17 protein-coding genes and 1 pseudogene are annotated in these 26,247 nt (G+C 69.1%); 8 read left to right on the forward strand and 10 right to left on the reverse strand.

The window, feature by feature from the left end; translation table 11 throughout:
- Positions 1-11: 11 nt before the first annotated feature.
- The 7 genes from LZD57_RS12865 to LZD57_RS12895 form a co-directional block, all read right to left on the reverse strand.
- Positions 12-728: an SDR family NAD(P)-dependent oxidoreductase gene (locus tag LZD57_RS12865; protein WP_233719879.1), complete on the reverse strand. Its 717-nt coding sequence runs from the start codon at positions 726-728 to the stop codon at positions 12-14.
- On the reverse strand, positions 725-1,723 hold the full coding sequence (locus LZD57_RS12870) for an ABC transporter ATP-binding protein (protein ID WP_233719880.1): 999 nt from the start codon (positions 1,721-1,723) through the stop codon (positions 725-727). Before LZD57_RS12870 ends, LZD57_RS12865 begins: the two co-directional genes overlap by 4 nt.
- Positions 1,720-3,597 (reverse strand): dipeptide/oligopeptide/nickel ABC transporter permease/ATP-binding protein, encoded by a 1,878-nt coding sequence (locus tag LZD57_RS12875; protein ID WP_233719881.1) that lies wholly within the window; start codon positions 3,595-3,597, stop codon positions 1,720-1,722. Before LZD57_RS12875 ends, LZD57_RS12870 begins: the two co-directional genes overlap by 4 nt.
- 4 nt (positions 3,598-3,601) lie before the next feature.
- Positions 3,602-4,558 carry an ABC transporter permease gene (locus tag LZD57_RS12880; protein WP_233719882.1) on the reverse strand — a complete coding sequence of 319 codons (957 nt, stop codon included), beginning with the start codon at positions 4,556-4,558 and terminating at the stop codon, positions 3,602-3,604.
- 10 nt (positions 4,559-4,568) lie between these two features.
- A complete protein-coding gene (locus LZD57_RS12885; protein WP_233719883.1) occupies positions 4,569-6,098 on the reverse strand; it encodes an ABC transporter substrate-binding protein in 1,530 nt (509 codons plus the stop codon).
- A gap of 64 nt (positions 6,099-6,162) precedes the next feature.
- The gene (locus LZD57_RS12890; protein WP_233719884.1) at positions 6,163-7,782 is read right to left on the reverse strand and encodes a hydantoinase B/oxoprolinase family protein; all 1,620 of its coding nucleotides are present in this window, start codon (positions 7,780-7,782) and stop codon (positions 6,163-6,165) included.
- Positions 7,779-9,854 (reverse strand): hydantoinase/oxoprolinase family protein, encoded by a 2,076-nt coding sequence (locus tag LZD57_RS12895; RefSeq protein WP_233719885.1) that lies wholly within the window; start codon positions 9,852-9,854, stop codon positions 7,779-7,781. Before LZD57_RS12895 ends, LZD57_RS12890 begins: the two co-directional genes overlap by 4 nt.
- 116 nt (positions 9,855-9,970) lie before the next feature.
- Here LZD57_RS12895 and LZD57_RS12900 point away from each other — a divergent pair, with 116 nt between their 5' ends.
- Both LZD57_RS12900 and ggt read left to right on the forward strand, forming a co-directional pair.
- Positions 9,971-10,678: a GntR family transcriptional regulator gene (locus LZD57_RS12900; RefSeq protein WP_233719886.1), complete on the forward strand. Its 708-nt coding sequence runs from the start codon at positions 9,971-9,973 to the stop codon at positions 10,676-10,678.
- Between the two features lie 58 nt (positions 10,679-10,736).
- Positions 10,737-12,419 (forward strand): gamma-glutamyltransferase, encoded by a 1,683-nt coding sequence (gene ggt, locus LZD57_RS12905; protein WP_233719887.1) that lies wholly within the window; start codon positions 10,737-10,739, stop codon positions 12,417-12,419.
- Positions 12,420-12,850: 431 nt separating this feature from the next.
- On the opposite strand, the pseudogene LZD57_RS12910 reads toward ggt, so the two are convergent.
- Both LZD57_RS12910 and amaB read right to left on the reverse strand, forming a co-directional pair.
- Positions 12,851-13,078, reverse strand: a pseudogene (locus LZD57_RS12910) (aspartate transaminase); the annotation flags it as partial.
- A gap of 2 nt (positions 13,079-13,080) precedes the next feature.
- Complete coding sequence (amaB, locus tag LZD57_RS12915; protein WP_233719925.1) at positions 13,081-14,565, reverse strand: L-piperidine-6-carboxylate dehydrogenase; 1,485 nt, start codon at positions 14,563-14,565, stop codon at positions 13,081-13,083.
- Positions 14,566-14,898: 333 nt separating this feature from the next.
- Here amaB and LZD57_RS12920 point away from each other — a divergent pair, with 333 nt between their 5' ends.
- From LZD57_RS12920 to LZD57_RS12945, 6 genes are all read left to right on the forward strand, one after another.
- Complete coding sequence (locus tag LZD57_RS12920) at positions 14,899-17,826, forward strand: FAD-binding and (Fe-S)-binding domain-containing protein (protein WP_233719888.1); 2,928 nt, start codon at positions 14,899-14,901, stop codon at positions 17,824-17,826.
- Between the two features lie 247 nt (positions 17,827-18,073).
- Positions 18,074-18,871: an HpcH/HpaI aldolase family protein gene (locus LZD57_RS12925; RefSeq protein ID WP_233719889.1), complete on the forward strand. Its 798-nt coding sequence runs from the start codon at positions 18,074-18,076 to the stop codon at positions 18,869-18,871.
- The gene (locus LZD57_RS12930; RefSeq protein ID WP_233719890.1) at positions 18,826-19,911 is read left to right on the forward strand and encodes an amidohydrolase family protein; all 1,086 of its coding nucleotides are present in this window, start codon (positions 18,826-18,828) and stop codon (positions 19,909-19,911) included. Before LZD57_RS12925 ends, LZD57_RS12930 begins: the two co-directional genes overlap by 46 nt.
- A gap of 205 nt (positions 19,912-20,116) precedes the next feature.
- Entirely contained in the window at positions 20,117-21,391 is a 1,275-nt protein-coding gene (egtB, locus tag LZD57_RS12935; protein ID WP_233719891.1) for an ergothioneine biosynthesis protein EgtB, read from the forward strand.
- 1 nt (position 21,392) lies between these two features.
- Complete coding sequence (gene egtD / locus LZD57_RS12940; RefSeq protein WP_233719892.1) at positions 21,393-22,349, forward strand: L-histidine N(alpha)-methyltransferase; 957 nt, start codon at positions 21,393-21,395, stop codon at positions 22,347-22,349.
- A gap of 448 nt (positions 22,350-22,797) precedes the next feature.
- The gene (locus tag LZD57_RS12945) at positions 22,798-23,736 is read left to right on the forward strand and encodes a glycosyltransferase family 61 protein (RefSeq protein ID WP_233719893.1); all 939 of its coding nucleotides are present in this window, start codon (positions 22,798-22,800) and stop codon (positions 23,734-23,736) included.
- Between the two features lie 92 nt (positions 23,737-23,828).
- Here LZD57_RS12945 and LZD57_RS12950 read toward each other — a convergent pair whose 3' ends face one another.
- Positions 23,829-25,934 carry a S9 family peptidase gene (locus LZD57_RS12950; RefSeq protein WP_233719894.1) on the reverse strand — a complete coding sequence of 702 codons (2,106 nt, stop codon included), beginning with the start codon at positions 25,932-25,934 and terminating at the stop codon, positions 23,829-23,831.
- Positions 25,935-26,247: the final 313 nt, after the last annotated feature.

A 26,247-nucleotide genomic window follows, 5' to 3' on the forward strand; every position in this document is an offset into this window, starting at 1 on the left:
CGGTGCGAGGCTCAGAGCCCCGGTTCGTAGCGCCAGTTGACGTGAAGCTCGGCGACGCTCGCGCTGTTCGGCAGCGTCACCACCTCGGCGACGAGGCGCGCGAGGTCTTCCGGCTGGGTGATCTCGTGGCGGGGCAGCTCGTCGTGATGGCTCGTCATGTCGGTGGCGACGAAGCCCGGGCAGACGGCGCAGGCCCGGACCCCCTGGTCCCAGCCGGCGCGGCGCGCCGCATGGGAGAGCGCGACGGCGGCATGCTTGGTCATCTGGTAGCCGGCGCCGAGGCCGAGGACCCGTTTGCCCGAGAGCGACGCGAGGGTGACGATGCGGCCATTGCCGGCGCGGCAGAGGGCGGGAAGGGCGGCGCGGGTGAGCCGGAACGGCGCCTTGACGTTGATCTCGAGAAGCGCGTCGAGCGCTTCCTCCATCTCGGCGTCGTCCTGTGGCGGTTCGGGCATCAGCTTCAGGTCGCGGGAGATGCCGGCATTGTTGACGAGAACGTCGATGCGGCCGGCAGCCTCGAGCGTCGCTTCGACGAAGCGGCGCGCCGCAGCCGGGTCGCCGGCGTCATAGACCGTGAGGATCGGATCGGCCGCCTTCAGCTCTTCCGGCAGCGTCGAAGGATCGCGCAGGCCGAGGGAAAGCCGGTAGCCCCGGCCGGCGAGTTCGCGGGCGATCGCCAGACCGATGCCGCGATTGGCGCCGGTGATCATCGCGACGGGTCGGGTCATGTCGGGTCTCCTGTTCGGTGGCTCGGCCCGGCCTTGATGCAGCGCACCTTCCAGCCGGGCTCGTAGGGGGCGAGGTCGGGAACGGCCGCGGCGCATTCGTCCGAGGCGAGCGGGCAGCGCGTGCGGAAGGCACAGCCCGACGGCGGGTTGGCGGGGCTCGGCAATTCGCCGGAAAGGACGCCCTCCTCGTCTGCCTTGCGGGCGGAGGAGATCGACGGCGTCGCGGCCAGAAGCGCGCGGGTATAGGGATGGGCGGGCGAGCCGAAGACCTTGTCCGACGGGCCTTCCTCGACGATGCGGCCGAGATACATCACCACGGCGCGGGTCGAGAGATGGCGGACGACGTGGAGGTCGTGGGCGATGAACAGCATGGTGAGGCCGAGATCGCGCCTGAGATCGGCGAGGAGGTTCACCACCTGGGCCTGGATCGACACGTCGAGGGCCGAGACCGGCTCGTCGGCGACGATGAAGTCCGGCCGCGTCGCCAGCGCCCGGGCGACGGCGATGCGCTGGCGCTGGCCGCCGGAAAATTCGTGCGGTCGGCGGGCGGCCGCGTTCTTCTGCAGGCCGACCACGTCGATCAGCCGGGCGACCTCGGCGCGGATCTCGCTTGCCGGAACGATGTTGTGGACGCGCAGGCCGTCGGCGATCTGGGCGCCGACGCTGCGGCGCGGATCGAGGGAGCCGAACGGGTCCTGGAAGACCATCTGCATCCGCCGCGCCAGCTTTCGCCGTTCGGCGCCGGCGACGGTCGACAGGTCGCGGCCCTCGAAGCGGATCGCCCCGGCGCTGGGGCTTTCGAGCCCGAGCACCATGCGCCCGAGAGTGGACTTGCCGCAGCCGGATTCGCCGACGACGCCGACGGTCTCGCCTTTTTCCACGGCGAGCGAGACGTCGCGGACGGCCCAGACGTCCCTGTGCCGGCCGAACAGGCCGGTGCGCATCGGAAAGTTGCACGACAGGCGATCGGCCTCGACGAGCGGCGTGCCGGTCATGTGACCTCCTCGAAGCGCAGGCAGCGGGTGCGACGGCCCGGCTCCGGCGAAAACTCCGGCGGCGGCGCCTCGCGGCAGGCCGCGACGGCATGGTCGCAGCGCGGCGCGAAGGAGCAGCCGGGCGGCATGTGGCCGGGAGCGGGCACCGTGCCCGGGATGGCGACGAGGCGCTCGGCATCGCCCTCGGGGACCGAGCCGATCAGGGCGGCGGTATAGGGATGGCGGGGGCGGGCGAAGACTGTCGCGACCGGCCCCTCCTCGACCACTTCGCCGGCATACATGACGCAGACCCGGTCGGCGATCTCGGCGACGACGGCGAGATTGTGGGTGACGAAGACGACGCCCATCTCGGGATTGTCGCGCTTCAGACCGGCGATCAGCGCCAGGATCTGGGCCTGGATCGTCGGGTCGAGCGCCGTCGTCGGCTCGTCGGCGAGGAGGAGCTTCGGCTGGTTGGCGACGGCGATCGCGATCATCGCGCGCTGGCGCTGGCCGCCGGAGAGTTCGTGCGGATAGGCGCGGGCCCGGCGCTCGGCATCGGGAATGCCGACCCGGCCGAGAAGCTCGACCGCTTCCCGTTTCGCCGCCGCCCGGCCGATGGCCCGGTGGGCGAGGATCACCTCGGTCAACTGGTCGCCGATGCGGTGGACGGGGTTGAGCGCGGCGCTGGCGTCCTGGAAGACCATGGAGATCTCGTCGCCGCGCAGGCGCCGGTGGCCGTCCTCGTCTTGGGCGAGGAGGTCGACCACCGCGCCGTCGCGGCGCCGATAGGTGGCCGTGCCGCCGGTGACGCCGAGAACGTCGGGAAGAAGGCCGGTGACGGCGAGGCTGGTCAGCGTCTTGCCGGAGCCGCTCTCGCCGACCAGAGCGAGCGTCTCGCCGGTGCGAACGGCGAAACCGACGCCGCGCACCAGTTCCATGCCCGAGCCGATGCCGCCCGGCCTGTCCAGCGCGATGGTGAGGCCGGCGATCGACAGGAGATCGGCGGGCGCGTCGTTTCGCGCGTCCTCGTCGGGGGCGGTGCGCGGCGCCGGCGGGGCGGTCCTTCGCCGCCGCAGCCAGATCGCGCCGCCGGCCGGCACGGCGCGGGGGTCGAGCACGCTCTGCAGCCGGTCGCAGAGGAGGTTGAAGGTCAGGATCGTGCCGGCGAGCGCCACCGACGGCCACAGAAGCAGGAGCGGCGCCTGCTCCATGGCGCCGCGGGCCGCGCGGATCATCAGCCCCCAGGACGGCGTCGGCGGAACGACGCCGAGGCCGAGAAAGCTGAGGCCGCTCTCGATGACGATGGCGGAGGCGATCACCAGCGAGATCTGCACGACCAGCGGCGGCAGCACGTTGGGCAGCATCGTCCGCACGACGATCTGCAGCGGATGGGTGCCGAGCGCCCGCTGGGCGGTGACGAAATCGAGAGCGCGCACCTGCAGCGTCGCGGCATAGACCACCCGGGCGTAGTTCGGCGTGTAGAGGAGGGTCAGCGCCAGGATCAGCGGCCAGAAGCCGGCGCCGAAGATCGTCACGACGAGGAGCGCCAGGAGGAGCGGCGGCAGGCAGAGGACGATCTCGGCGGCGCGGACGGTGAAGATCTCGACGATGCCGCGGAAATAGCCGCCGAGAAGCCCGAGCGCCGTGCCGATCAGGGCGGCGGCCAGGGCCGAGCCGATGGCGATCGAAAGCGAGGCGCGGGCGCCGTAGATCAGCCGGGTGAGGACGTCGCGGCCGAACTCGTCCTGGCCGAGCCAGTGCGCCATCGACGGGCCGGCGAAGCGGTGGGGAATGTCCATCGCCCGCTCGTCTGCGAGTGGCAGCACCGGCGCGAGGACGACCAGGGCCAGGATGACGGCGAGGATCGAGACGGGCAGGATCAGCTTGCGCATCGGCTCACCGGGAGAGGCTGATGCGGGGATCGAGCACCGCATAGACGATGTCGACGACGAGGTTGAGGAAGACGAAGAGGATCGAGATCACCATGACGATGCCGACCACCTCGGGATAGTCGCGGGCATCGACGGCGCTGACGAGATAGCCCGACAGTCCCGGCCAGTTGAAGACGAACTCGACCAGCACCGTGCCGCCGATCAGCGTGCCCATTTCGAGGCCGAGGACGGTCAGCACCGGGATCATCGCGTTGCGCACGACGTGGCGCCGCAGGATCCTGCGGCGTTTCAGCCCCTTCGCCCGGGCGGTGCGGACATAGTCCCGTTCGAGGACGTCGAGCACCGAGCCGCGGGACATCCGCGCGACGACCGCCCACAGCGCGAGCGCCACCGTTCCCGCCGGCATCAGCAGCAGCAGGACGTGGCGGGCCGGGTCGACGGCGAAAGGCACGTAGCCGCCGGCGGGAACGAGCCGGAGTTCCTGGGCGAAGATCAGGATCACCACCGAACCGACCACGAAGACCGGGGTCGAAAGCGCCAGCGAGGAGAGAAACGAGATGACGTTGTCGATCCATCCGCCGGCCCGCACCGCCGCCAGCGTCCCGGCGGGGACCCCGAAGAGCACCGCGATCAGCGCCGCCGTGACGATCACCTCGAGGGTGCGGGGCAGCCGCTGGACGATCTGGCCGGCGACGGGCGCGCCGTCCCGGAAGGAGGTGCCGAGGTCGCCCGTCAGGATGCCGCCGATGTGGTGGGCGTATTGCAGCCAGAGCGGATCGTCGAGGCCGAGCCGCTGCCTGAGATTGGCCACCGCCTGCGGATCGGCCGCCGTCGAGCCCTGGCTCAGCAGGACCTCGGCCGGATCGCCCGGCACGAGGTGCAGGAGCAGGAACACCAGCGTGACGACGATCCAGACGAGGAACACCGCGACGAGGCTCCGATAGGTGATGTAGCGGAGCATCGGCGGGCCCTCAGCCGAGCGCCGTCTCTTCGAGCGTCTCGGGCGAATAGAAGCAGAGCTGTCCCGGCATGTTGGTGAAGCCGGTGACGGTCTTCTTCATCGCGAAGCCCTGGGACCGCCATGCGAGACCGACGATCGGCGTCTCCTCGATCGCCTGTTTCTCCATCTCGTGGTAGATCGCCTTGCGCTCGGCCTCGTCGAAAGTCTGGCGGCCCTTGGCGAGGAGTTCGGTCAGCTTCGGGGTCTTCAGCCCGTAGCTGCGCACGAAGCTCGCCGGCAGCGAACCGTCGACCAACTGGGTCATGCCGTCGGGATCGTTGTTGGAGGCGGTGGTGCCCATCACCGCCATGTCGTACTGGCCCTGATTGCCCTTCTGGACCCGGGTCGCCCATTCCGGCAGGTCGAGCCGGACATTGATGCCGACCATCGACAGATAGGCCTGGCAGACCTCGGCGGTGCTCTGGTGCATGCCGTATTGGGAGGTCGCCAGCAGGCTGCATTCGAAGCCGTCCGGGTGGCCCGCCTCGGCGAGAAGCGCCATGGCCTTGTCCGGATCGTAGTTCCAGCCGTTGGCGAGATCGGCGTTGTAGTATTCCGAGCCTTCCGCCAGCGGCAGATGTTCGAGCGGCCCGCCGCGGCCGTAGAAGGCGGCGGCGACGATGTCCTCCCGCTTGATCGCATGGGCGATGGCGCGGCGCACCTTCGGATCGTCGAAGGGCGGGTGCTCGGCGTTGAAGGTCAGATACATGAACGGCCCGTCGACGGCGTCGAGGGTCAGCCGGTCGTTCGCCTCGATCTGCTCCATCGCCTGCCAGGGCACGTATTCGATGAGATCGACGTCGCCGGCGTCGAGGGCGGCGACGCGCAGGTTCTCGTCGGCATAGACGATCGCCTGGACGCCGGCGAGCTTCGGCAGGCCTTCCTTGTAGTAGCCGTCGAAGGCGACGAGGCTCAAAGAGACGCCGCGGTCGGTCTTCTCCAGCTTGAACGGGCCGGCGCCCATCGTGGTGTCCGGCGCTTCGCCCTTCTTGATCATCGGCATGTTGAAATGGGCGAACCAGCCCGGCAGGACGGCCGAGGGCTCCTTGGTGATCATCCGGACGGTCTTGTCGTCGGGCGTCTCGACCTTGACGATCGACTGGAACTCGCCGCGGAAATAGGCGGTGGAATCCGGCTTGGCGGCTTCCGCGACGTTCCAGGCGACGTCCTCGGCGGTGACGGGCGAACCGTCGTGCCACTTGGCGTCGCGCAGCTTGAAGGTCCAGACGCCGTCGTCGTCGACCGAGAAGCTCTCGGCGAGTTCGCCGCGCATCTTGCCGTCGGGCCCGAAGCCGAGAAGGCCGCGATGCATCATCAGCTTGACCGTGCCGGCGGCCGAGCCGGACGACGCCCAGGCGTCGAAGCTCGGCGGATAGGCGGAAAGGCCGAAGCGCAGCGTGCCGTTGGTCTGGGCGCGCAGGGTCCTCGGCCCGACGAACGTCAGGGCGGCGCCGGCGGCACTCGTGGCAAGGAAGCTTCGGCGGGTCAAACGCATGGTCATTTCGCTGTCTCCGTGCTCGTGGCCGCCTGTCGGTGGGCCGTGGGATGTCGATGTCGCCGCCCGGTCACTCCGCGGCGATGAGGTCGTCGCGCTGGTCTGACGCGAGATCTGCGGCTTTGCGCTCGCGCGCCGGACCGTAGCCGCCGCCGCCGGGGGTGACGATTTCGAGCCATTCGCCGGCGCGCAACGTTCCAAGGCCGCGCTCGAAGGGGGCGGCGCCCGGCGACAGCGCGAAGCTCGCGCCGCCGCCGGGCTCGCCGCCGAACAGCCCCCAGCTTCGCGAATGGATGCGCGAGATGTCGACGCGCACGAGGCAGTCCTCGGTCGCCCGATAGACCCGGCGCAGCCCCATGCCGCCGCGCCGGGTGCCGGCGCCGCCGGAGCCGTCGACGAGTTCGTAGCGCTCGAGGATCAGCGGATATTCGACCTCCAGCGCCTCGACCGGCAGGTTCGATGTGTTGGTCGCATGGACGTGGATGCCGTCGAGACCGTCGGCATCGGGCCGGGCGCCGCCGCCGCCGCCGATGGTTTCGAGATAGACCCAGTAGCTGCCGGCGTCCGGCCCGCTCTGGCGCGTGCCGGAGAAGACCGCGACCGAACAGGTGGAGTTCGTGCAGGCCGAAACCTTCTTCGGTGCCGCCTGCGCCAGCGCCCCGAGAATCAGGTCGGCGACCCGCTGGCAGGTCTGGACGCGGCCGTTGACCGCTGCCGGATGGCTGCAGTTGAGCAAGCTGCCGACCGGCGCCTCGACCCGGATCGGTCGGGCGAGGCCGGCATTCGGCAGGACGGTCGGATCGACCACCGATTTGACGATGTAGTAGACCGTCGCAAGCAGCGCGGTACGGGTCATGTTGATGCCCGAGCGCACCTGCGGCGGCGCTTCGAAGGCGAGGGCGATCTCGTCGCCCGCGATGGTCACCGTCACCGCCAGGGGGATCGGATCGTCGAAGTCGAGCGTGTCGAAGACGTCCTCGAAGCGCCAGGACCCGTCGGGCAGGGCGGCGATGCCCGCCCGCATCTTGCGCTCGGCATAATCGAGCAGCGCCTTGCCGGATTCCAGCACCGTCGACACGCCGTGCTTCAAGCAGAGTTCGGTGAAGCGCCTGACGCCGACCCGGTTCGCCGCCATCTGGGCGCGCAGGTCCGACAGCCTTTCTCTGGGGACCTGGCAGTTGAGGAGGATCAGCTCCTGCACGTCCTTCTGGAGTTCGCCCGCCCGGTAGAGCCGGATCGGCGGGATGCGCAGGCCCTCCTGGTAGATGTGGGCGTGGGCGCGGTCGACGAAGTCCGAGTGGTGGGCGAGGTTGACCGTCCAGGCGACGAGATCGCCGTCGATGAAGATCGGTTCGGCGAGGACGATGTCCGGCAGATGGGTGCCGCCGCCCTTGTAGGCGTCGTTGCCGACGAAGACGTCGCCCGGCCGCATCTCGGCGGGCGCGTGTTCGGCGAGCACCATCGGGATGAAGTCGAGGAAGCTGCCGAGATGGACCGGGATGTGCTCGGCCTGGCAGAGCGTCTTGCCGTCGCGGTCGAACAGCGCGGTGGAGCAGTCGCGCCGCTCCTTGATGTTGGTCGAATAGGAGGCCCGCACCAGCGCCTCGCCGGTCTCCTCGACGATCGAGGAGAGCGCCGCGCCGATCACCTCGACGGTGATCGGATCGACGGCTTCGGATTCGCGCGTCATCGCGGCAGCTCCAGGATGAGGTTGTCGAGACCGTCGACGGTGACGCTCACCCCGGGCGGCACCAGCGTGGTCGTGTCCATCTGCTCGACGATGGCCGGGCCGGAGAACGCCATGCCGGGGCGGAGCGCCGTGCGGGCGTAGACCGCGCTGTCGGTGAAGCCACCGGTCTCGGGGAACCAGATGTCGCGCCGCCCGGTGATCGCGCCGGAGGCGTCTGCGGGGCCGAGCGGGCGAACCGGCAGCTCGGCCTTGGGGACGAGGCCGAGCGCCTCGGCCCGGAAGGTGACGCAGAGGATGCGCTCGCCCTCGGCCGCAAAGCCGTACATGCGGATGTGGGCGGCGGTGAACTCCTCCTTCAGCGCCTCGAGGCTCGCTTCGGTGATCTCGCCGGCGGGCAGCGGCACGGTCAGTTCGTAGTTCTGGCCCTCGTAGCGCAGATCGACGCTTCGTCTGGCGCGGCGGGCCTCGGGGGCGATCTTCTCGGCTTCGAACCAGCGCTCGGTCTCGGCCCCGACCGCAGCCGCGGCCTCGCGGATCGCCCCGATCCGCGCCGCATCGAGGGGCACCAGCCGGGTCGTGGAGAAGTCGGCGCGAAGGTCGGTCAGCAGCAGTCCCATGGCGCAGAGGATGCCGGGATTGCGCGGCACGACGACCCTTGCGATGTCGAGCTCCGCGGCCAGCCGCACCGCATGCAGCGGGCCGGCGCCGCCGAAGGCCATCAGCGCGTAGTCGCGCGGGTCGTAGCCCTTCTGGACGGAAATCACCCGGATCGCCCGCGCCATGTTGGCTGTGACCACCGAGATGATCCCCTGGGCGGTCTCCATCACGTCGAGGCCGAGCTCTTCGGCGAGCTTGCCGATGGCCTCGACGGCGAGGTCGCGCCGCACCTCCATCCGCCCGTCGAGGAGGTGGGTGGGGTTGAGGACTTGGAGGACGATGTTGGCGTCGGTGACGGTCGGCTCGGTCGCGCCGCGGCCGTAGCAGACCGGCCCCGGATCGGCACCGGCGCTCTGCGGTCCGACCTTCAGGAGGCCGCCGCTGTCGATGGCGGCGATCGAGCCGCCGCCCGCGCCGACGGTGTGGATGTCGAGCATCGGCGCCTTGATCGGATAGCCGTGGACGACGCTCTCGTTGGTCTCGGCGATCTTGCCGCCGGTCATCAGCGCGACGTCGGTGGAGGTGCCGCCCATGTCGAAGGTGATGATGTCCGGATGGCCCGAGCGGCTGCCGATCGCCTCGGCGGCGACGACGCCGGTCGACGGGCCGGAAAGCACCGCGCGCACCGGTGTCTCGGCCGCCGCCTCGAAGCCGACGACGCCGCCGTTCGACTGGGTGAGATGCGGCGCGACGGCGAGACCGAGTTCGGCGAGACGTGTCGTCAGCCGGCGGATGTAGCGCTGCATGATCGGGCCGAGATAGGCGTTGACCGTCGCCGTGGAGAGCCGCTCGAACTCGCGGAATTCCGGAGCGATCTCGTGGCTCGCGCAGATGAAGGCGTCGGGCAGCTCCTCGGCGACGATCGCCTTGGCGGCCTGCTCGTGCTCGGGATTGGCGAAGGCGTAGAGAAAGGCGATGGCGACCGCCGTGACGCCTTCCTGCGCGAAGGCTTTCGCGGCCCTGCGCACCGCCGCCTCGTCGAGCGGCGTCTCGACCGCGCCGGTGTGGAGGATCCGCTCGCCGACCTCGCGGCGGAGGAACCGCGGCACCAGCACCGGCGGCTTCTCGGCGAAGAGATCGTAGAGGTCGGGGCGCTTCTGGCGACCGATCTCGAGGAGGTCGCGAAAGCCGCCGGTGGTGATCAGTCCGACCCTGGCGCCGCGATGGGTGATCAGGGCGTTCGTCGCGACCGTCGTGCCATGGCCGAGATAGGCGATCGGGCCTGCGGGCGAACCCGCCGCACCGGCCGATTCCGCGATGCCCTGGCTGACACCCTCGAAGATGCCGCGGCTGGGATCGTCCGGGGTCGAGGAGACTTTCCAGACATGCACCGCGCCGGAAACCTCGTCGAACAGGCACACGTCGGTGAAGGTGCCGCCGGAATCGACGCCGATACGCCAGCTTGCCTCGCCCATTTATGTCCTGCCCCGTTCGTGTATACTTGGCGTATAACACATCAGTCGGGTTCGCTCCGCAATCCCCCATCCGATAAAATCTGGGCAGGGCGGGCAACTGACCAACGAATGAGCAAATGGTCGATATGGCGACACGGGCGTTCGAAAGGGCCACGATGGCGGCGAGGCGGGGCGAGAGCAGGGGGGAGCCGGCTGCCAGACCCGCAGGCCAGCGTGCTTATCTGGCGATCCGCGCCGGAATTTTGGGCGGCGACTTTCCGCCGGGCGGCTTCATCGAAGAGGGCCAGGCCTGCGATCTGACCGGCCTCTCCCGCACCCCGGTGCGCGAGGCGCTGACGCGACTCGCGGCGGAAGGCTTCGTCGAGATCCATCCTCGCCGCGGCGCCATGGTCCGGCCGCTGCTCGGCTCGGAGCTGCGCGACCTGCTGGAGGTCCGCCGAATGATCGAGAGCCACGCCATCCGGCGCATCTGCGAGGACCGGCGGGCGATTCCCGCCCGGCTCTACGCGATCTGCGAGACCCGCGAGGCGGCCGCGCCCGACGATCTCCTGTCGAGTGTCGAGATCAACACGCAGTTTCATCACGGCATCGTCGAGACCGCCGGCAACGGCGTCCTCACCAAGGCCTATGAGGGGCTGCATGCCAGCCTCGGCCGCGCCAGCATGCTGTCGCTGCAGATGAAGTTCGGCGATTCCGACCTGATCGACAGGGAACATCGCGAACTCCTCGACGCGCTCTCCGCCCATGACGCGGAGGAGGCGCTGGCCATCCTGCAGCGGCACTTGCGGCCGATCCCGCAGTTGATGGCGGTGCTGCCGTCATGAGGGCGCCGGCGCGCGCCGGAACCTCCTCTTCCGTCCATCCATCGAAGGTTGCCTGCCCATGAGTGATCGTCTGTTCTCGACCAGCAAGACGCCGGCGACGGGATCGGGCGGCATGGTCGTCACCAACCATCCGCTCGGCACCGCGGCGGGCTTCGAGATCCTCGCGGCCGGCGGCACCGCCGTCGATGCGGCGGTCGGCGCGCTCTTCGCGCTCTGCGTCGCCGAGCCGATGATGGTCGGGATCGCCGGCGGCGGCATCATGCATCTGCGCGAGCCCGACGGGCGCCACCACGTCGTCGACGCGCTCGCCCATGCACCCGCGGCGGCGCATCCGGAGATCTACACGCCGGTCTCCGACACGCCGCCGGACCATATGGAAACGAAGGACCGGCGCAGCGCCCTCGGCCCGTCGGCGGTGGCGGCGCCCGGCAATCTCGCCGGCTGGTGCGATGCGCATCGCCGCTTCGGCCGGCTGCCGCTCGCCGACGTCGTCGCGCCGGCGATCCGCATCGCCGAACGCGGCTTCGCCATCACCCATTATCTCGCCGGGGCGATCGGCGAACACGCCGCGGACCTTTCCCGCGACCAGCCGATCGCGGCGCTGCTGATGCCGGGCGGTGCGCCGCTCTCACCGGGCGAGCGGCTCGTGCAGGGCGACTTCGCCGAGACGCTGAAGCTCGTCGCGAAGGAGGGGGCGGCGGCGCTGCATGGCGGCGAACTCGGCGCGGCGCTCGCCGAGCGCATCGCCACCGGCGGCGAGGATGCCGGCTGGCTGACCCTCGATGATCTGCGAAACTACCGGCCGCGCGAGCGCGAGGCGATCACCGGCAGCTATCGCGGCCACCAGATCGTCGGGCCGCCGCCGCCGGCCTCGTCCGGCGTCCATATCGCCGAGATGCTCAACCTCATCGAGCCCCACGACGTCGCGGGGATGGGCTTCGGCACGCTGGAAAGCCTGCATCTGATCGCCGAGGCGATCCGCATCGGCTTCGAGGATCGGCGGGCGGCGAGCGGCGATCCGGATTTCGTCGACATCGACGTCGAAAAGCTGATTTCCAAGGACTATGCCCGGCTCTGCCAGGCGCGGCTGCGCCGGCAGGGCGGACCGGCGACGACGCCGGCAGCCGGCCGCGAATCCGCCGACACGACGCATGTCACCGTCGCCGACAGGGACGGCTTCGTCGTCAGCGCCACCCATACGATCAACGGGCTGTTCGGCGCCAAGTTCGTCGTGCCCGGCACCGGCATCATCCCCAACAACTACATGATGAATTTCGACCCGCATCCCGGCAAGGCCCTGTCGGTGATGCCGGGAAAACGCGTGCCGACCTCGATGGCGCCGATGATGATCCTGAAGGAAGGCCGGCTGCGCTGGGCGCTCGGCCTGCCCGGTGGCCTCAGGATCTTCCCCTCGGCCTTTCAGGCGATCGTCAATCTCATCGACCACCGGATGGATCTCCAGAGCGCCATCGAAGCGCCGCGGATCTGGACCGAGGGCCAGGAGCTGGAGATCGAGCCGGCGCTTCGCCCGCTCGAAGCCGCGCTCGCCGGGCGCGGCCACGTGATCAAGCCGATGCCGCATGTCGGCGGCGGAATGAACGCGATCGAATTTTCCGAGGACGGTTCGATGACCGGCGCCGCATGCTGGCGGGCCGACGGCACCGTCGCGGCGCTCGGAGGCGGGCTCGCGAAAGCCGGCATCCGCTTCTGGCCGGATCGCACGCCGCCGGCTCCCGGATGACGACGCCCATGCGCGTTCCCGTCATGGTTGCCCGAAAGGGGAATCGGTGATGTCGAAAGCCACCAACTCGCCATGACCGCGGCGTATCGGCAAATCTGCAGATCCTTCCACACACGATCGAATCGTACCGCCATCGATCCGGCAGAGCTAAGAGACGCGATTTTCGCCTGGCCATGAGCGAGTTGTTTTTCATCACCCATCCCGAGGTCGTCGTCGATCCCGGCCGCCCGATCGAGCACTGGCATCTCGGCCCGCGCGGCATCGATCGGATGAGGACGTTTGCGGTGGTTCGCCCGAGACCGACTCCGGCCGCCGCGAGAGGGCCTTCAGGACGGTGTCGTCGCCCACGTCAGCGTCCCGCATCCGGCTTCGATACGGCCGATCGCTTCTTCGAGTTCGGCGCGGGAGGTGGCGTAGGAGACGCGGAAGTGGCCGGGCAGGGGCGTATATTTCGTCTCGCCCGCCGCCATGGCGGCCGTGGCCGCCTGTTTGACGTGGTCGGGCGTGTCGAAATCCGGCTCGCCCGCGCCGAGGATGATGACGTCCCGGCCTGCGGCGCGCAGTCGTTGGGCCTCGGCGCCGATGGCGAGGATTTCCGACACGCCGAGCGACGCGATACGCTCGGCGGGCCGGAAGGTCGATTTCGGGTTCTCCAGCATGATCAGCCGATGTCGAAGCTGACGCCCTGGGCGAGCGGCAGGTCCTTGGAGTAGTTGATGGTGTTGGTGGCGCGGCGCATGTAGGCGCGCCAGGCGTCCGAACCGCTCTCGCGGCCGCCGCCGGTCTCCTTCTCGCCGCCGAAGGCCCCGCCGATCTCGGCGCCCGAGGTGCCGATGTTGACGTTGGCGATGCCGCAGTCCGAGCCGCGTGCCGAAAGGAAGACCTCCATCTCGCGAAGGTCGGTCGTGAAGATCGAGGAGGAGAGGCCGCCGCCGACGTCGTTGTGCAGCTCCAGCACCGCGTCGAAGTCGGAATATTTCATCACATAGAGGATCGGCGCGAAGGTTTCGCGCAGCACCGGACCCTGCTGGCTCGGCATTTCGACGATGGCCGGCTTGACGTAATAGGCGGTGTCGGGACCGACCGAGACGCGCTCGCCGCCATGCACGACGCCGCCGAGATCCTTCACCTCGCCGAGGGCCGCGACCATGCCGTCGTATGCGGCCTCGTCGATCAGCGGGCCGACGAGCGCCTGACCCTCCAGCGGATTTCCGACGGTGACGGAGGCATAGGCCTTCTTCAGCGCCGGCACGAGCTGGTCGTAGACGGATTCGTGGACGAAGAGGCGGCGCATGGTGGTGCAGCGCTGGCCGGCGGTGCCCATGGCGCCGAAGGCGATCGCCCGCAGAGCCATGTCGAGATCGGCCGACGGGCAGACGATGCCGGCGTTGTTGCCGCCGAGTTCGAGGATGCACTTGCCGAAGCGGGCGGCGACCTTCGGACCGACGATCCGGCCCATGCGGGTCGAGCCGGTGGCCGAGATCAGCGCGACCTTTTCGCTCGTCACCAGCGCGTCTCCCACATCCGGGCCGCCGATCAGCACCTGGGAGAGACCATCCGGGGCATCCGCGCCGAAGCGGACGAGCGCGCGCTCGAAGACGGCCTGGCAGGCGAGCGCCGTCAGCGGCGTCTTTTCCGACGGCTTCCAGATCACCGGATCGCCGCAGACGAGGGCGAGCGCCGAGTTCCAGCACCAGGGCGCGCAGGGGAAGTTGAAGGCGGTGACGATGCCGACGACGCCGAGCGGGTGCCAGGTTTCCATCATCCGGTGGCCAGGGCGCTCGGTCGCGATGGTGAGGCCGTAGAGCTGGCGCGACAGGCCGACCGCGAAGTCGCAGATGTCGATCATTTCCTGCACTTCGCCGAGGCCTTCGGACGGCGACTTGCCGGCCTCGATCGAAACCATGCGGCCGAGATCGTCCTTGGAGTTGCGCAACTCTTCGGCAAAGAGCCGCACCAGCTCGCCGCGGCGCGGGCCGGGGACCATGCGCCACTTGCGGAAGGCTTCGCCGGCCTTGGCGATGGCCGCTTCGGTCTCGGCGACGTCATGCGCCTTCAGCGTGGCGACGACCTCGCCGGTAACGGGCGAGACGACTTTCATGCCGCCTTCGACGGCGAGCGCGGTCTCGACGCCGCAATTCTTCATGGTTTCCGCAGTGATCCGATCGAGCGGTCTGGAGGGCATGGTCGCGTCCTTTCTTCAGGAATTCCCGGAGCCGTCGCGGAGAGCGGCGATGGGCCTACCCCGACTGCGCCCAGGCGGCTTCCCGCGTCAAGCGGGCACCAACCAGTCTGCCGATATTGCCTCGATCGGGAGTCAGGTGAGGCCTTTCCCGCTCGGGCCGCGAAGGATCGATCCGACTGGCCGCATTCCGACATGACGTGGCGGCCGACTGTTTCTTCCTCCGGACGACATGCTAATCGAGGGTGAGCAATCGTTCCGGCCGCTCGCGCGAAGCGGCGAATCCTTGAGGCCCTCGTGACGAACCTGCAGGTGACCCGGCCGCTCGCCCGCGAAGCACGGGGCCTCTCCGCCTTCCTCGCCGCGCTCGGCGACGAAGCCTATACCGGCGACGTCGCGACGAACGCCGCCACCCGCACGGTGATGGCAACGGACAATTCGGTCTACGAGCTGCTTCCCGCCGCCGTTCTCTTCCCGCGGGAGCCGGACGATCTCAACCGCATCCTGCGCGCCTCGGCCCGGACGAAAACGCCCGTCGTCGCGCGCGGCGGCGGCACCGGCACCAACGGCCAGTCGCTGACCACCCATGTCGTCGTCGACTGCTCGCGCCATCTGCGCGCGATCGAGAGCATCGATCCCGAGCGCGGCCTTGCGGTCGTGCAGCCGGGCGTGATCCTCGACGAATTGAACCGCGCGGCCGCCCCGCACGGCCTCTTCTTCGCGCCCGCCGTCTCGACCGCCTCGCGCGCGACGCTCGGCGGCATGACGGCGACCGACGCTTCGGGCAAGGGGTCGCGCCATTACGGCCGCACCTCCGACCACATCGCGGCGATGGAGGTCGCTCTCTCCGACGGCTCGAACTGGCGGGCCGAACCGCTGGATGCCCGAGCGCTGGACGCCGTCTGCGCGCGGCAGGACTTGCCCGGCCGGTTGCATCGGCTGCTTCGCGACATCGTCCGCGACGAGGCGGACGAGATCGAACGGGTCTTTCCGGTGATGAACCGGGGCCTCACCGGCTACAACCTCAAGGAACTCAACGACGCGGACGGCCGCTTCCGGCTTTCCAAGGTGCTCGCCGGTTCGGAAGGCTCGCTCGCGCTCACCAAGCGGCTGACGCTGAAGCTTCTGAAGAAGCCGCCGCACCGGGCGCTGATGGTGGTCGGCTATGACGACGTGATCGCGGCGCTGCGGGACGTCGGCCGTCTCGTCGAGGCCGACCCCTCCGCCGTCGAGTTCATCGACGACCGCATCCTCTCGCTCGCCAAGGACGACCCGATCTGGGCCGACATCGCCGGCACGCTGGCGACGCCGCCGGGCCGCGAGGTGAAAGGCCTCAACTTCGTCGAGGTCGAGGCGGGGAGCGGGGCGGAACTCGCCGCCGCGCTCGCCCGGCTGGAGGCCTTGCCGCAAGCGCCTTCGAGCGCGGTCACCCAGACCATCGTCCGCGAGCCCCGGATCATCGCCCAGCTCTGGTCGCTGCGGTCGAAATGCGTCGGCCTTCTCGGCCGGATGGATCCGAGCCGGCAGGGCACCGCCTTCGTGGAAGACGCCGCCGTGCCGCCGCAGGTCCTGCCGGACTTCGTCGAAGGCTTCCGCGCCCTTCTCGACGCGCACGGCCTCGCCTACGGCATGTTCGGCCACGCCGACGTCGGCTGCGTCCATGTGCGCCCGGCGCTCGACATGCGGATTCCGGAGGATGCGGCCAAGCTCAAGCCCGTCTCGGACGCCGTCGCGGCGCTCGCCCAGCGCCATGGCGGGCTGATCTGGGGCGAGCACGGCAAGGGTTTTCGCGGCCAGTACGGGCCGCAGATCCTCGGGGACCGGCTCTATGCCGCCATGTGCCGGATCAAGGCTGCCTTCGACCCGGACGACCGCCTCAACCCCGGCAAGATCGCCGCGCCTTCGCCCGATCGGAAGCTGGAGCGGATCGACACCGTGCCGTTTCGCGGGCCGATGGACGCGACGATCCCGCCCGCGCGGCTGGGCGGCTTCGAAAAGGCGGTGAAGTGCAACGGCAACGGCCAGTGCTTCGGCCGCGACGCCTTCGACGCCATGTGCCCGTCCTACAAGGCGACGGGCGACCGTCTGCAATCGCCCAAGGGCCGTGCCGCGCTGATGCGCGCCTGGCTGCGAGAGGACGGCGCATTACCCGACGGCGAGATCGCGACGGCCCTCCACGCGAGCCTTCGGACCTGCCTCGCCTGCAAGGCCTGCGCCTCGCAATGCCCGGTGAAGGTCGACATTCCGTCGATGCGCGCGCGCTTCCTGTCGGACTGGCACGAGACCCATCGCCGCCCGATGCGGCATCGTCTTCTGGCGGCGATGGAGACATTCGCGCCGGCCATGCGCGCGCTCCCCGGCCTCGCCAATGCCGGCCTCGGCCTCGCGGCGCCGCTGCTTCGGGCGCTCGATCTCGTCGATCTTCCCGCCATCCGCCCTGCACGCGGCGAGCGCCGCCGGCTCGACGACCGCGACGACCGGCCGGGCGTGGTCCTGATCGAGGACACCTTCACCGCGACCTGGGACGGGGGCGTCGTCGAGGCGGCAGAAACCCTCTTCGAAACCCTCGGCTACCGCGTCCACCGCGTCGCGGCGCAGGCGAACGGCAAGGCGCTCCACGTCCTCGGAAAGCTCGATCGCTTCGAGGCGACGGCGCGAAGGGCGCTGGCCCGCGAGGCCGAGCTCGTGACGAGCGGCATGCCGCTCGTCGGCATCGAGCCGGCGGTCAACTGCCTCCATGCCGACGAATATCGCGAACTGCGAAAGGCCCCGTCGCCGGTGGTTTCCGTCGAGGCGTTCCTGGCCTCCGAAATCGCGGTGGGACGGATCGCGCCGCGCACGGGCCAAGGCAGCGCCTCCTTCGCCCTTTTCCAGCACTGCACCGGCAAGACCGCCGACCCCGCCTCCACCGGCCGGTGGCTCGCGATCTTTCGCCATCTCGGCCTCGACCTCGATCCCGAGGACACCGGCTGCTGCGGCATGTCCGGCTTCTTCGGCCACGAAGCACCGAATGCGGAGATGTCGAAAAAGCTCTTCGCCATGTCGTGGCAGCCGAAATTGGCCCGCCATGCCCCCGGCACCGCGCTCGCGACGGGGTTTTCCTGCCGCTGTCAGGCGAAGCGGATGGGGGCGGGCCGGCTGCCGCATCCGGTGGAGGTGCTGGCGGAGGCGGTCGCGTCTGGCCTGCCCGCGACATCGTCGAACGTTTCCGGCTCCATCGGATAGACCGGCTCGACGTTCACAGGTTTTGATGAGGCGAGCCATGAAGCCGCCGAATGTCGGTCCGCGGCCCGTCCGCATGCTTCGTTTCGTCCGCCGATCTCCGGGCTCGCGGCACTCTCGATGCAAATGGCGCTGGCGGTTCGGGCAGGACCGCGCCATCTTCGCGGGTGCGCGCCGGAGCTGGCGGCCGGCGGATGTGCCGTTGCCGGCCCGGGCGGGCAGTGGTTCGTAACACAGAGGGAGAGCGGCGATGGTCAGGAACCGGTTGAAGGCACTCTGGGCGGAGGGCCGGCCGGCGGTGAACGGCTGGCTGTCGATCGCCAGCCCCTTCGTCGCCGAGATCATGGCGGGGCAGGGCTATGACAGCCTGACGATCGACCTCCAGCACGGCGCTCTCGACTATTCCGGCGCCCTGCCGATGCTCCAGGCGATGCGCGGCTCGGCCGTGACGCCGATCGTGCGGGTGCCCTGGCGCGAGCCGGGCATCGTCATGAAGGCGCTCGATGCCGGCGCCATGGCGATCATCTGCCCGATGATCGACACGGCCGAGGAGGCGGCCGAATTCGCCAGCTTCATGCGCTACCCGCCGCGCGGCACCCGCAGCTTCGGTCCGACGCGGGCGGCCGTCGCCCATCCGGGCTACGGCGTCTCGGCCAATGAAGAGGTTCTGGCCTTCGCCATGATCGAGACGAAGAGCGGGCTGAGGAACGTCGAGGCGATCGCCGCGACGCCGGGCATCGACGGGCTCTATGTCGGGCCTTCGGATCTGGCGCTCGGCACGAGCGACGGCCGGCTCGCCCCGGGCTTCGACCCCGAGGATCCGGATCTGGTCGCCAGCATCAAGCACGTCGCCGCCGTCGCCAGGGCGAACGGCATCCGGGCCGGGCTGCATTGCGGCTCGCCGGCCTATGCGGCGCGCGCCGTCGGCTGGGGGTTCGACCTGACGACGGTCTCCGGCGACACGCGGCTTCTCGCCCTTTCCGCCGCCGCATCGGTGGCCGAGTGGCGGCAGCTCGCCGGAGTGCCGGCCACGGACGGCGGCGCGTAGCGGCCGCCTTCGTCGGCGGCACGCCCTCCCGCGCGCCCTGCACCGACCGCCGCAGCGGCGGTTCGCTTGCATCTTCGCCTGTCCGGCGGCACAAAGGCATCGGCCGGACCCGCGACAAGACGGGACGCGGCCCGGTCGACCACCGCGGCCCGGCGCGCTTCGCCCGGCCCGAGCGACCCGAGGAAACGAAGGGGCGAACACTGACGAAGATCGACGCCCACCAGCATTTCTGGCATCCCGCCCGCGGCGATTACGGCTGGCTTCCGCCGGGCGATCCGGTGCTGTCGCGGCCCTATCTTCCGGCCGATCTCGCCCCGGCGCTGGCGGCGACCGGCGTCGAGCGCACGGTCCTCGTCCAGGCGGCGCCGACGACGGCGGAGACCGAATATCTTCTCGGCCTCGCCGATGCGAGCGAGCACGTCGCCGGGGTGGTCGGCTGGATCGACTTCGAGCGGCCGGAGGAGATCGACACGCTCAGGCGCTTGGCCGCTCACCCCAAGTTTCTCGGATTGCGGCCGATGATCCAGGACATCGCCGACGACGGATGGATGCTGCGGCCGGAACTCGACTGGGCGTTCCGGGCGATCTGCGACCTCGATCTGACCTTCGACGCCCTCGGCTTTCCCCGGCACGTCGAATATTTCTCCGCGCTGCTCGCCCGCTATCCCTCCATGCGGGTCGTTCTCGATCATTGCCTGAAGCCGACGATCACCGACGAAAGCCCCGAATCCTTCGACGAATGGGCCCGCGGCATCGCCCGCCTCGCCAGCGCCACCGGCGCCCTTTGCAAGCTCTCGGGCCTCGTTACCGAAGCCAGGGACGACTGGCGGCGGGAGGACCTCGCCTATTATTCCGACCACGTCATCGAGGTCTTCGGGGCGGAGCGGGTGATGTGGGGCTCGGACTGGCCGGTCTGCCGCCTCCGATGCGAATACGCGGCCTGGCACGAGACGGCGGTTTCGCTGCTGTCGCATCTCTCCGTGGCCGACCGGGCCCGCGTCCTCGGCGGCACGGCCGCAGAATTCTACCGTCTCGGCTGACGGCGCTCGGCCTCCCGTCTGCGCCCCCGCGCTCCGCGGGCCGCGGCGATCCGGTCACGCGACCGATTTCCCGACGATAGAACATTTGTGAACGTCGTTGCCCTGACGGGGCGCGGGGCTAAGTGCCGCTGCCACGCGATCGTCAGTGAAGTGAAACACTTCGGCGGTCTGACATCGACGCAGCCATCGACCGAGGAGGTCCGATATGTCGACACTTTCCCCCCGCCCCCTGACGAAGGCCTCGCCCGTCGCGGAGCGCTATCGCCATGTGCGCGCGACCAGCCGCGAACTGGGCGCGCCGCTGTCGGATGCCGATGCGACGGTGCAGTCGATGCCCGACGCCAGCCCGGCGAAATGGCATCTCGCCCATACGACCTGGTTCTTCGAGACCATGGTGCTGAAGCCGAATCTTCCCGGCTACGAGGTCTTCGACGAGAGCTTCAACTACCTCTTCAACTCCTATTACGAGACGATCGGCGAGCGCCAGCCGCGGCCGCGCCGCGGCATGATCACCCGGCCGCATCTCGACACCGTCTTCGACTATCGCGACCATGTCGACGCGGCTGTCGAGACGCTGCTCGAGCGCGGCGCCTCGCCCGAGGTCGCGGAACTCGTCGAGCTCGGCTGTCATCACGAGCAGCAGCATCAGGAGCTTCTCCTCACCGACATCCTGCATCTCTTCGCCCAGAGCCCGCTGAAGCCGGCCTACCGCGACCCGCAGCCGCTCGGCGTCGGGCGCGAGCCCGGCGAGGCGCGCTTCGTCTCCTTCGACGGCGGGATCGTCGAGATCGGCCATGACGGGCAGGGCTTCGCCTTCGATTCCGAAGGTCCGCGCCACCGGGCGCTGCTCGATCCCTATCGGCTGGCGGACCGGCTCGTCACCAATGGCGAGTTCATCGCCTTCATCGAGGACGGCGGCTATCGCAACCCGCTGCTGTGGCTGTCGGCCGGCTGGGCGGACATTCTCGCCAACAAGTGGGAGCAGCCCTTCTACTGGTTCCAGCGCGACGGCGAATGGTGGACGATGACGCTGCGCGGCGCCCAGCCGGTCGATCGCAACGCGCCGGTGACGCATCTGTCCTATTTCGAGGCGGACGCCTTCGCCACATGGGCCGGCAAGCGGCTGCCGAGCGAGTTCGAATGGGAGAACGCGGCGGCGGGCCTGTCGATGGAGGGCAATTTCGCCGGTTCCGGGCGCCTGCGACCGAAGCCGGCCGGCCCCGCCCGCGACGGCGCGCTGCGCCAGATGTTCGGCGACGTCTGGGAATGGACCCGCAGCCCGTTCTCGCCCTATCCGCGCTTCAAGCCGGTCGAGGGCGCCGTCGGCGAATACAATGGCAAGTTCATGTGCGGCCAGTTCGTGCTGCGCGGCGGCTCCTGCGTCACGCCGGAAGGCCACATCCGCGCCACCTACCGCAACTTCTTCCCGCCCGATGCCCGCTGGCAGTTTTCCGGGCTGCGCCTGGCGGAGGACGCCTGAGATGCTCGACAAGACCGACACCGAGGCGCTGCAGCGCGAGGCCTTCCGCCGCGACGCGCTGGCCGGCCTCTCGAAGCCGCGGAAGACCCTGCCGGCCCGCTGGCTCTACGATGATCGCGGCTCCGAACTCTTCGAGGAGATCACGAAAGCGCCGGAATATTACCCGACCCGCACCGAGACCGGCATTCTCGAAGACAATGCCGGCGCGATCGCCGATCTGTTCGGGCCCGAGGCGGTGATCCTCGAATATGGCGCCGGCGCCGGGATCAAGACCGAGATCGTGCTCGAAGCGCTGGACCGGCCGGGCCTCTACGTTCCGATCGACATCTCCGGCGATTTCCTCGCCGCTTCGGCGGATCGGATCCGGCAGCGCTTTCCCGATCTGGCGGTGGAGCCGGTGACGGCCGACTTCACCGCGGAGTTCGACCTCCCCGGCGACCTGCCGGAGGCCGGACGCCGGGGCGGCTTCTTTCCCGGCTCCACCATCGGCAATCTCGACCGGGCCGAAGCGCTCGCCTTCCTCAAGCGCATGCGCCGGCATGTCGGGCCGGAGGGCGCCGCCGTCCTCGGCTGCGACCTGAAGAAGGACATCCCGACGCTGATCGCCGCCTATGACGACGCGGCCGGCGTCACGGCGGCCTTCGACCTCAACATCCTGACGCGGATCAACCGCGAACTCGGCGGCGACGTTCCGGTCGAAAGCTTCGGCCACGAGGCGCGCTGGAACGATGCCACGTCGGCGATCGAGATGCATCTCGTGGCCCGCGAGCCCGTGACGTTTTCGGTCGACGGACGCGCATTCTCGATGGAAGCGGGCGAGACGATCCACACGGAAAACTCGCGCAAATACGACGTCGAGGGACTGGCGGCGCTGGCCGAGGAAGGGGGCTGGGAGCTCGACCGGGTCTGGACGGACGAGAACGAGCGCTTCGCGGTGATGGGGCTGAAGGTGCAGTAGGCCACCCGAAAGTAGCGAACCGGCCGGGCAGCGGAATCTGACACCGGTCGGCGTGGCATCTGAGCGTCACGAGAAGGCCTGCGATGTGGCAATCCGCGTCTCAGCCGCAGGAGGCCGCCTTCTGACGGGGCCGTGTCATCAGCGGCCTCTTGCACCATTTCCGTAGATCTGCTTGGCCTGATCCATGTGGTCTTCGTCGCGCGCTCTCGTGCCTCCCTCTTTTCTCTCCCGCCTTCGCCGCAGGTCGCGCGGGGGAGCGCGCCCGGTCGCGCCTGTCAGGCATGCCGTGGGAGCAGTCACGGAGCAGGAGTCAAAGCGCGTCCGGTCTGAGGTGCCCGCCCCTGAGCCTGGTGTGTCGGTCTACCAAGACTGTTTCGTGCCGCCAGCGAGGATCGACTCGAGGTGGCCGCTCGAAATGGCTGCAGGAGCGTATCGCGCGGATGGCAAAATGATCGCGGCAACCGGTCTGACACGGTCCGCAGGCGGCGGAACCCGGCAGATCGTCCGCAGCTATGACGAACTGCCGCCCGCGAGCACCGACGAATGCGCCGAAGCCGTCTATGGCGGCTACGTTCTTCCGCATTTCGGACATTTCATGATCGAGAGCACCGCGCGTCTCTGGTGGGTCGCGCTGAATCGGTTCAAAGGGCCGGTTCTCTTCCAGACGATCGATCGGGAGATTCCCGAGTATGCGCAGCGCTTCTTCTCGCTGCTCGGCATCAAGCCCGTCTTCCTCAACGGTTCTGAAGGCGTCCGGGTCCGCTCTCTGATCGTCCCGGATGCCGCGGCCATGGAGCGGGGCGGAATCCATCGCACATTCACCCTGCCGTTCCAGCATCTCGCGGAGCGGTCGACGGCACAGACCGGCCCGGAAAAGCTCTATGTCTCTCGAGGACAGGGTGTGGGAGTCGTCTTCGGCGAACTCACCGTGCAGAACGCGCTGCGCAAGGACGGATTCGCGGTCCTCGACCCGACCCGGGCGACACTTGCGGAGCAGATTGCAGCATTCGCCAATGCCCGGGAGATCGTCGGCTGTACCGGCTCGGCGATGCACAACGTCCTTTTCTGCCGCCGGGCGGCGAAAGTGGCCTATCTCTGCCGGGGCGCGGCGATCCCTTTGACATTCCCGGCGATCGACCAGGCGCTCGGGTCCCATGAGAGCTTCTACGTCTACGCCGCCCTCAACCCGCTGCCTGCGACCAGCGGCCTGATGAGCCCGCATCTCATCGATTCCCAGGCCTGCTGTCGACACCTCTTCGAGGCTGGCTTCTTGTCGAGGCCGCCGCAGATCGATCTGCGCGATCTCGTCGAGGAGCGCGATCTCTACATGCGGGAATGGCGTCGTCTGCACGACGCGAAGACGGCGCCCAGGGGCCGCGCGCCGTGATCATCATCGGGCAACGATCGTGAACCGAGTTCCCTCGGAAGCCGTGGTCTACCAATCCGACGGCAAGCGACCCGCCGGTCGCGAAGCTCGGACTACTCCACGATCCCCATCAGCCTGAGCGCGAAGGCGTAGACATAGGCGATCTCCTCGAGCTTCGAGAACCGTCCCGAGGCGCCGGCATGGCCCGAATCCATGTTGGTCCTCAGCAGCACCGGATTGTCGTCGGTCTTCATCTCGCGCAGGCGCGCCACCCATTTCGCCGGCTCCCAATAGGTCACCCGCGGGTCGGTCAGACCGGCGAGGACGAGGATCGGCGGATAGGCCTGCGGCTTGACGTTGTCGTAGGGCGAGTAGGAGGCGATCACCTCGTAGTCCTCGCCCGACAGGACGGGATTGCCCCATTCCGGCCATTCCGGCGGGGTCAGCGGCAATGTGTCGTCGAGCATGGTGTTGAGGACGTCGACGAAGGGAACGACGGCGACGATGCCGCCGAACTTTTCCGGCGCCATGTTGGCGACGGCGCCCATCAGCATGCCGCCGGCCGAGCCGCCTTCGGCGACGATGCGGTCGTGCGAGGTGAAGTGCTCGGCGACGAGGTGGTCGGCGGCGGCGATGAAGTCGGTGAAGGTGTTCGCCTTGTTGCGCCGGCGGCCGGCGTCGTACCAGCGGAAGCCCTTGTCCTTGCCGCCGCGGATGTGGGCGATGGCATAGACGTAGCCGCGATCCACCAGCGACAGGATGTTGGTGCCGAAGCTCGCGGGGATGGTGATGCCGTAGGAGCCGTAGCCATAGAGGAGGCAGGGCGCCGAGCCGTCGAGCGGGGTATCCTTGGCATAGAGGAGCGTGACCGGCACGCTCTCGCCGTCCTTCGCCGCGGCGAAGATCCGCCGGGTGACGTAGCGCGCGGGATCGTGGCCGGTGGGGACCTCCTGGGTCTTCAGAAGCGTCCGCTCGCGCGTCTCGACGTCGTATTCATAGGTCTGCGACGGGGTCGTCGGCGAGGAATAGGTGAAGCGGATCGCCGTCGTCTCGAACTCGTAGGTGCCCGACAGGCCGAGGGAATAGGCCTCCTCGGCGAAGTCGACGGCGTGTTCCTCGCCGTCCGAAAGGCGTTTGACGACGATGCGCGGCAGGCCGTCGCGACGCTCCAGCCAGATCAGGTGGTTCTTCAGGACGAAGTGGTCGAGGACCAGCCGGCCGTCCTCGTGCGGGACGTAGTCGGCCCACTCGCTGCGGCCGACGGAGTCGACCGGCGCGGTGACGATCTTGTAGTCGTGGGCGCCGTCGGCATTGGTCCGGATGTAGAGGCGGCCGCCGCCCTCGTCGACGTCGTATTCGACGCCGGTCTCGCGCTCGGCGAGAAGCCGCGGCTCGGCGGCCGGGTTGGCGGCGGGGATCAGCCAGCATTCCGACGTCTCGTGGTCGTGGATGTCGATGACCACGAACTCGCCGGACTGGGTCTTGCCGACGCCCATGAAGAAGCCCGGATCGGTTTCCTCGTAGATCAGCGCGTCGTCGGCCGGGCCGTCGCCGAGCCTGTGGAAGAACACCCGGCTCGGCCGGTGGTTGGAATCGAGCCGCGTATAGAAGACGCCGTTCGACCGTGCCGACCAGACGCCGCCGCCGCCGGTATCCTCGACGACGTCGGGAAGGTCCTCGCCGCTCTGAAGATCGCGGATCTTGAGCGTGTAGAACTCCGAACCCTTGTCGTCATAGGCATAGGCGAGCCAGCGATGGTCGACGGAGTGGCTGGCGCCGCCGAGGGAGAAGTAGGGCCGCCCCGCCGCCTCGATCTGCGCATCGAGCAGAACCTCCTCGGGCCCGCCCTCGCGCGCCACGCGGATGAAGCGGGGATGTTCGGCGCCGGCCTCATAGGCGATGCCGTAGGCGTAGGGGCCGTCGGGGGCGGGAACGGAGGAATCGTCTTCCTTGATTCGCCCGCGCATTTCCCTGACCAGCGCCTCGCGCAGGGCGTCCGTCCCGCTCATGACGACTTTTTGATAATCGTTTTCCGCTTCGAGATGGGCGCGGATCGTCGGGTCGAGAAGTCCGGTGTCCTTGAACACCTCCTGCCAGTTCTCCGCCCGCAGCCAGGCATAGGGATCGTGCCGCTGGCGGCCGTGACGCGTATCGCTCGATGGGCGCTGCTCGGGGAGCGGCGGCTTGGGAAGTTCGGCGGGATGAGCGAAACGTTTCATATTCGAGAGGCTTCCAGGCGTGTCGTCGAAAAGGCGGGGCGGGCCGGATCGCGCCGCAATCGTCGCGATTTTTCCGACACCATGCCAAAGCCGCCGACCCGTCGCGAGCAGCCGCCGAGAGATTGGTGACGAAACCCTTGCAGAATTGCCGGCAAATCGCGGAACGAGCCCGCTCCGCAGGTAAGCCGTCCGCCGGCGCTTCGCAAGTCCGGCCTCGTCGCAGCGCTGGAAACCGGACGCTCGGCGTCGCCACCGTCCTTGCCCCCGGCTTTGCCGGTTAATATAGAACGTGGGACGGGGCCTCGGGGGTCGG

The sequence above is a fragment of the Jiella avicenniae genome (assembly GCF_021390325.1).
Taxonomy (GTDB): domain Bacteria; phylum Pseudomonadota; class Alphaproteobacteria; order Rhizobiales; family Rhizobiaceae; genus Jiella; species Jiella avicenniae.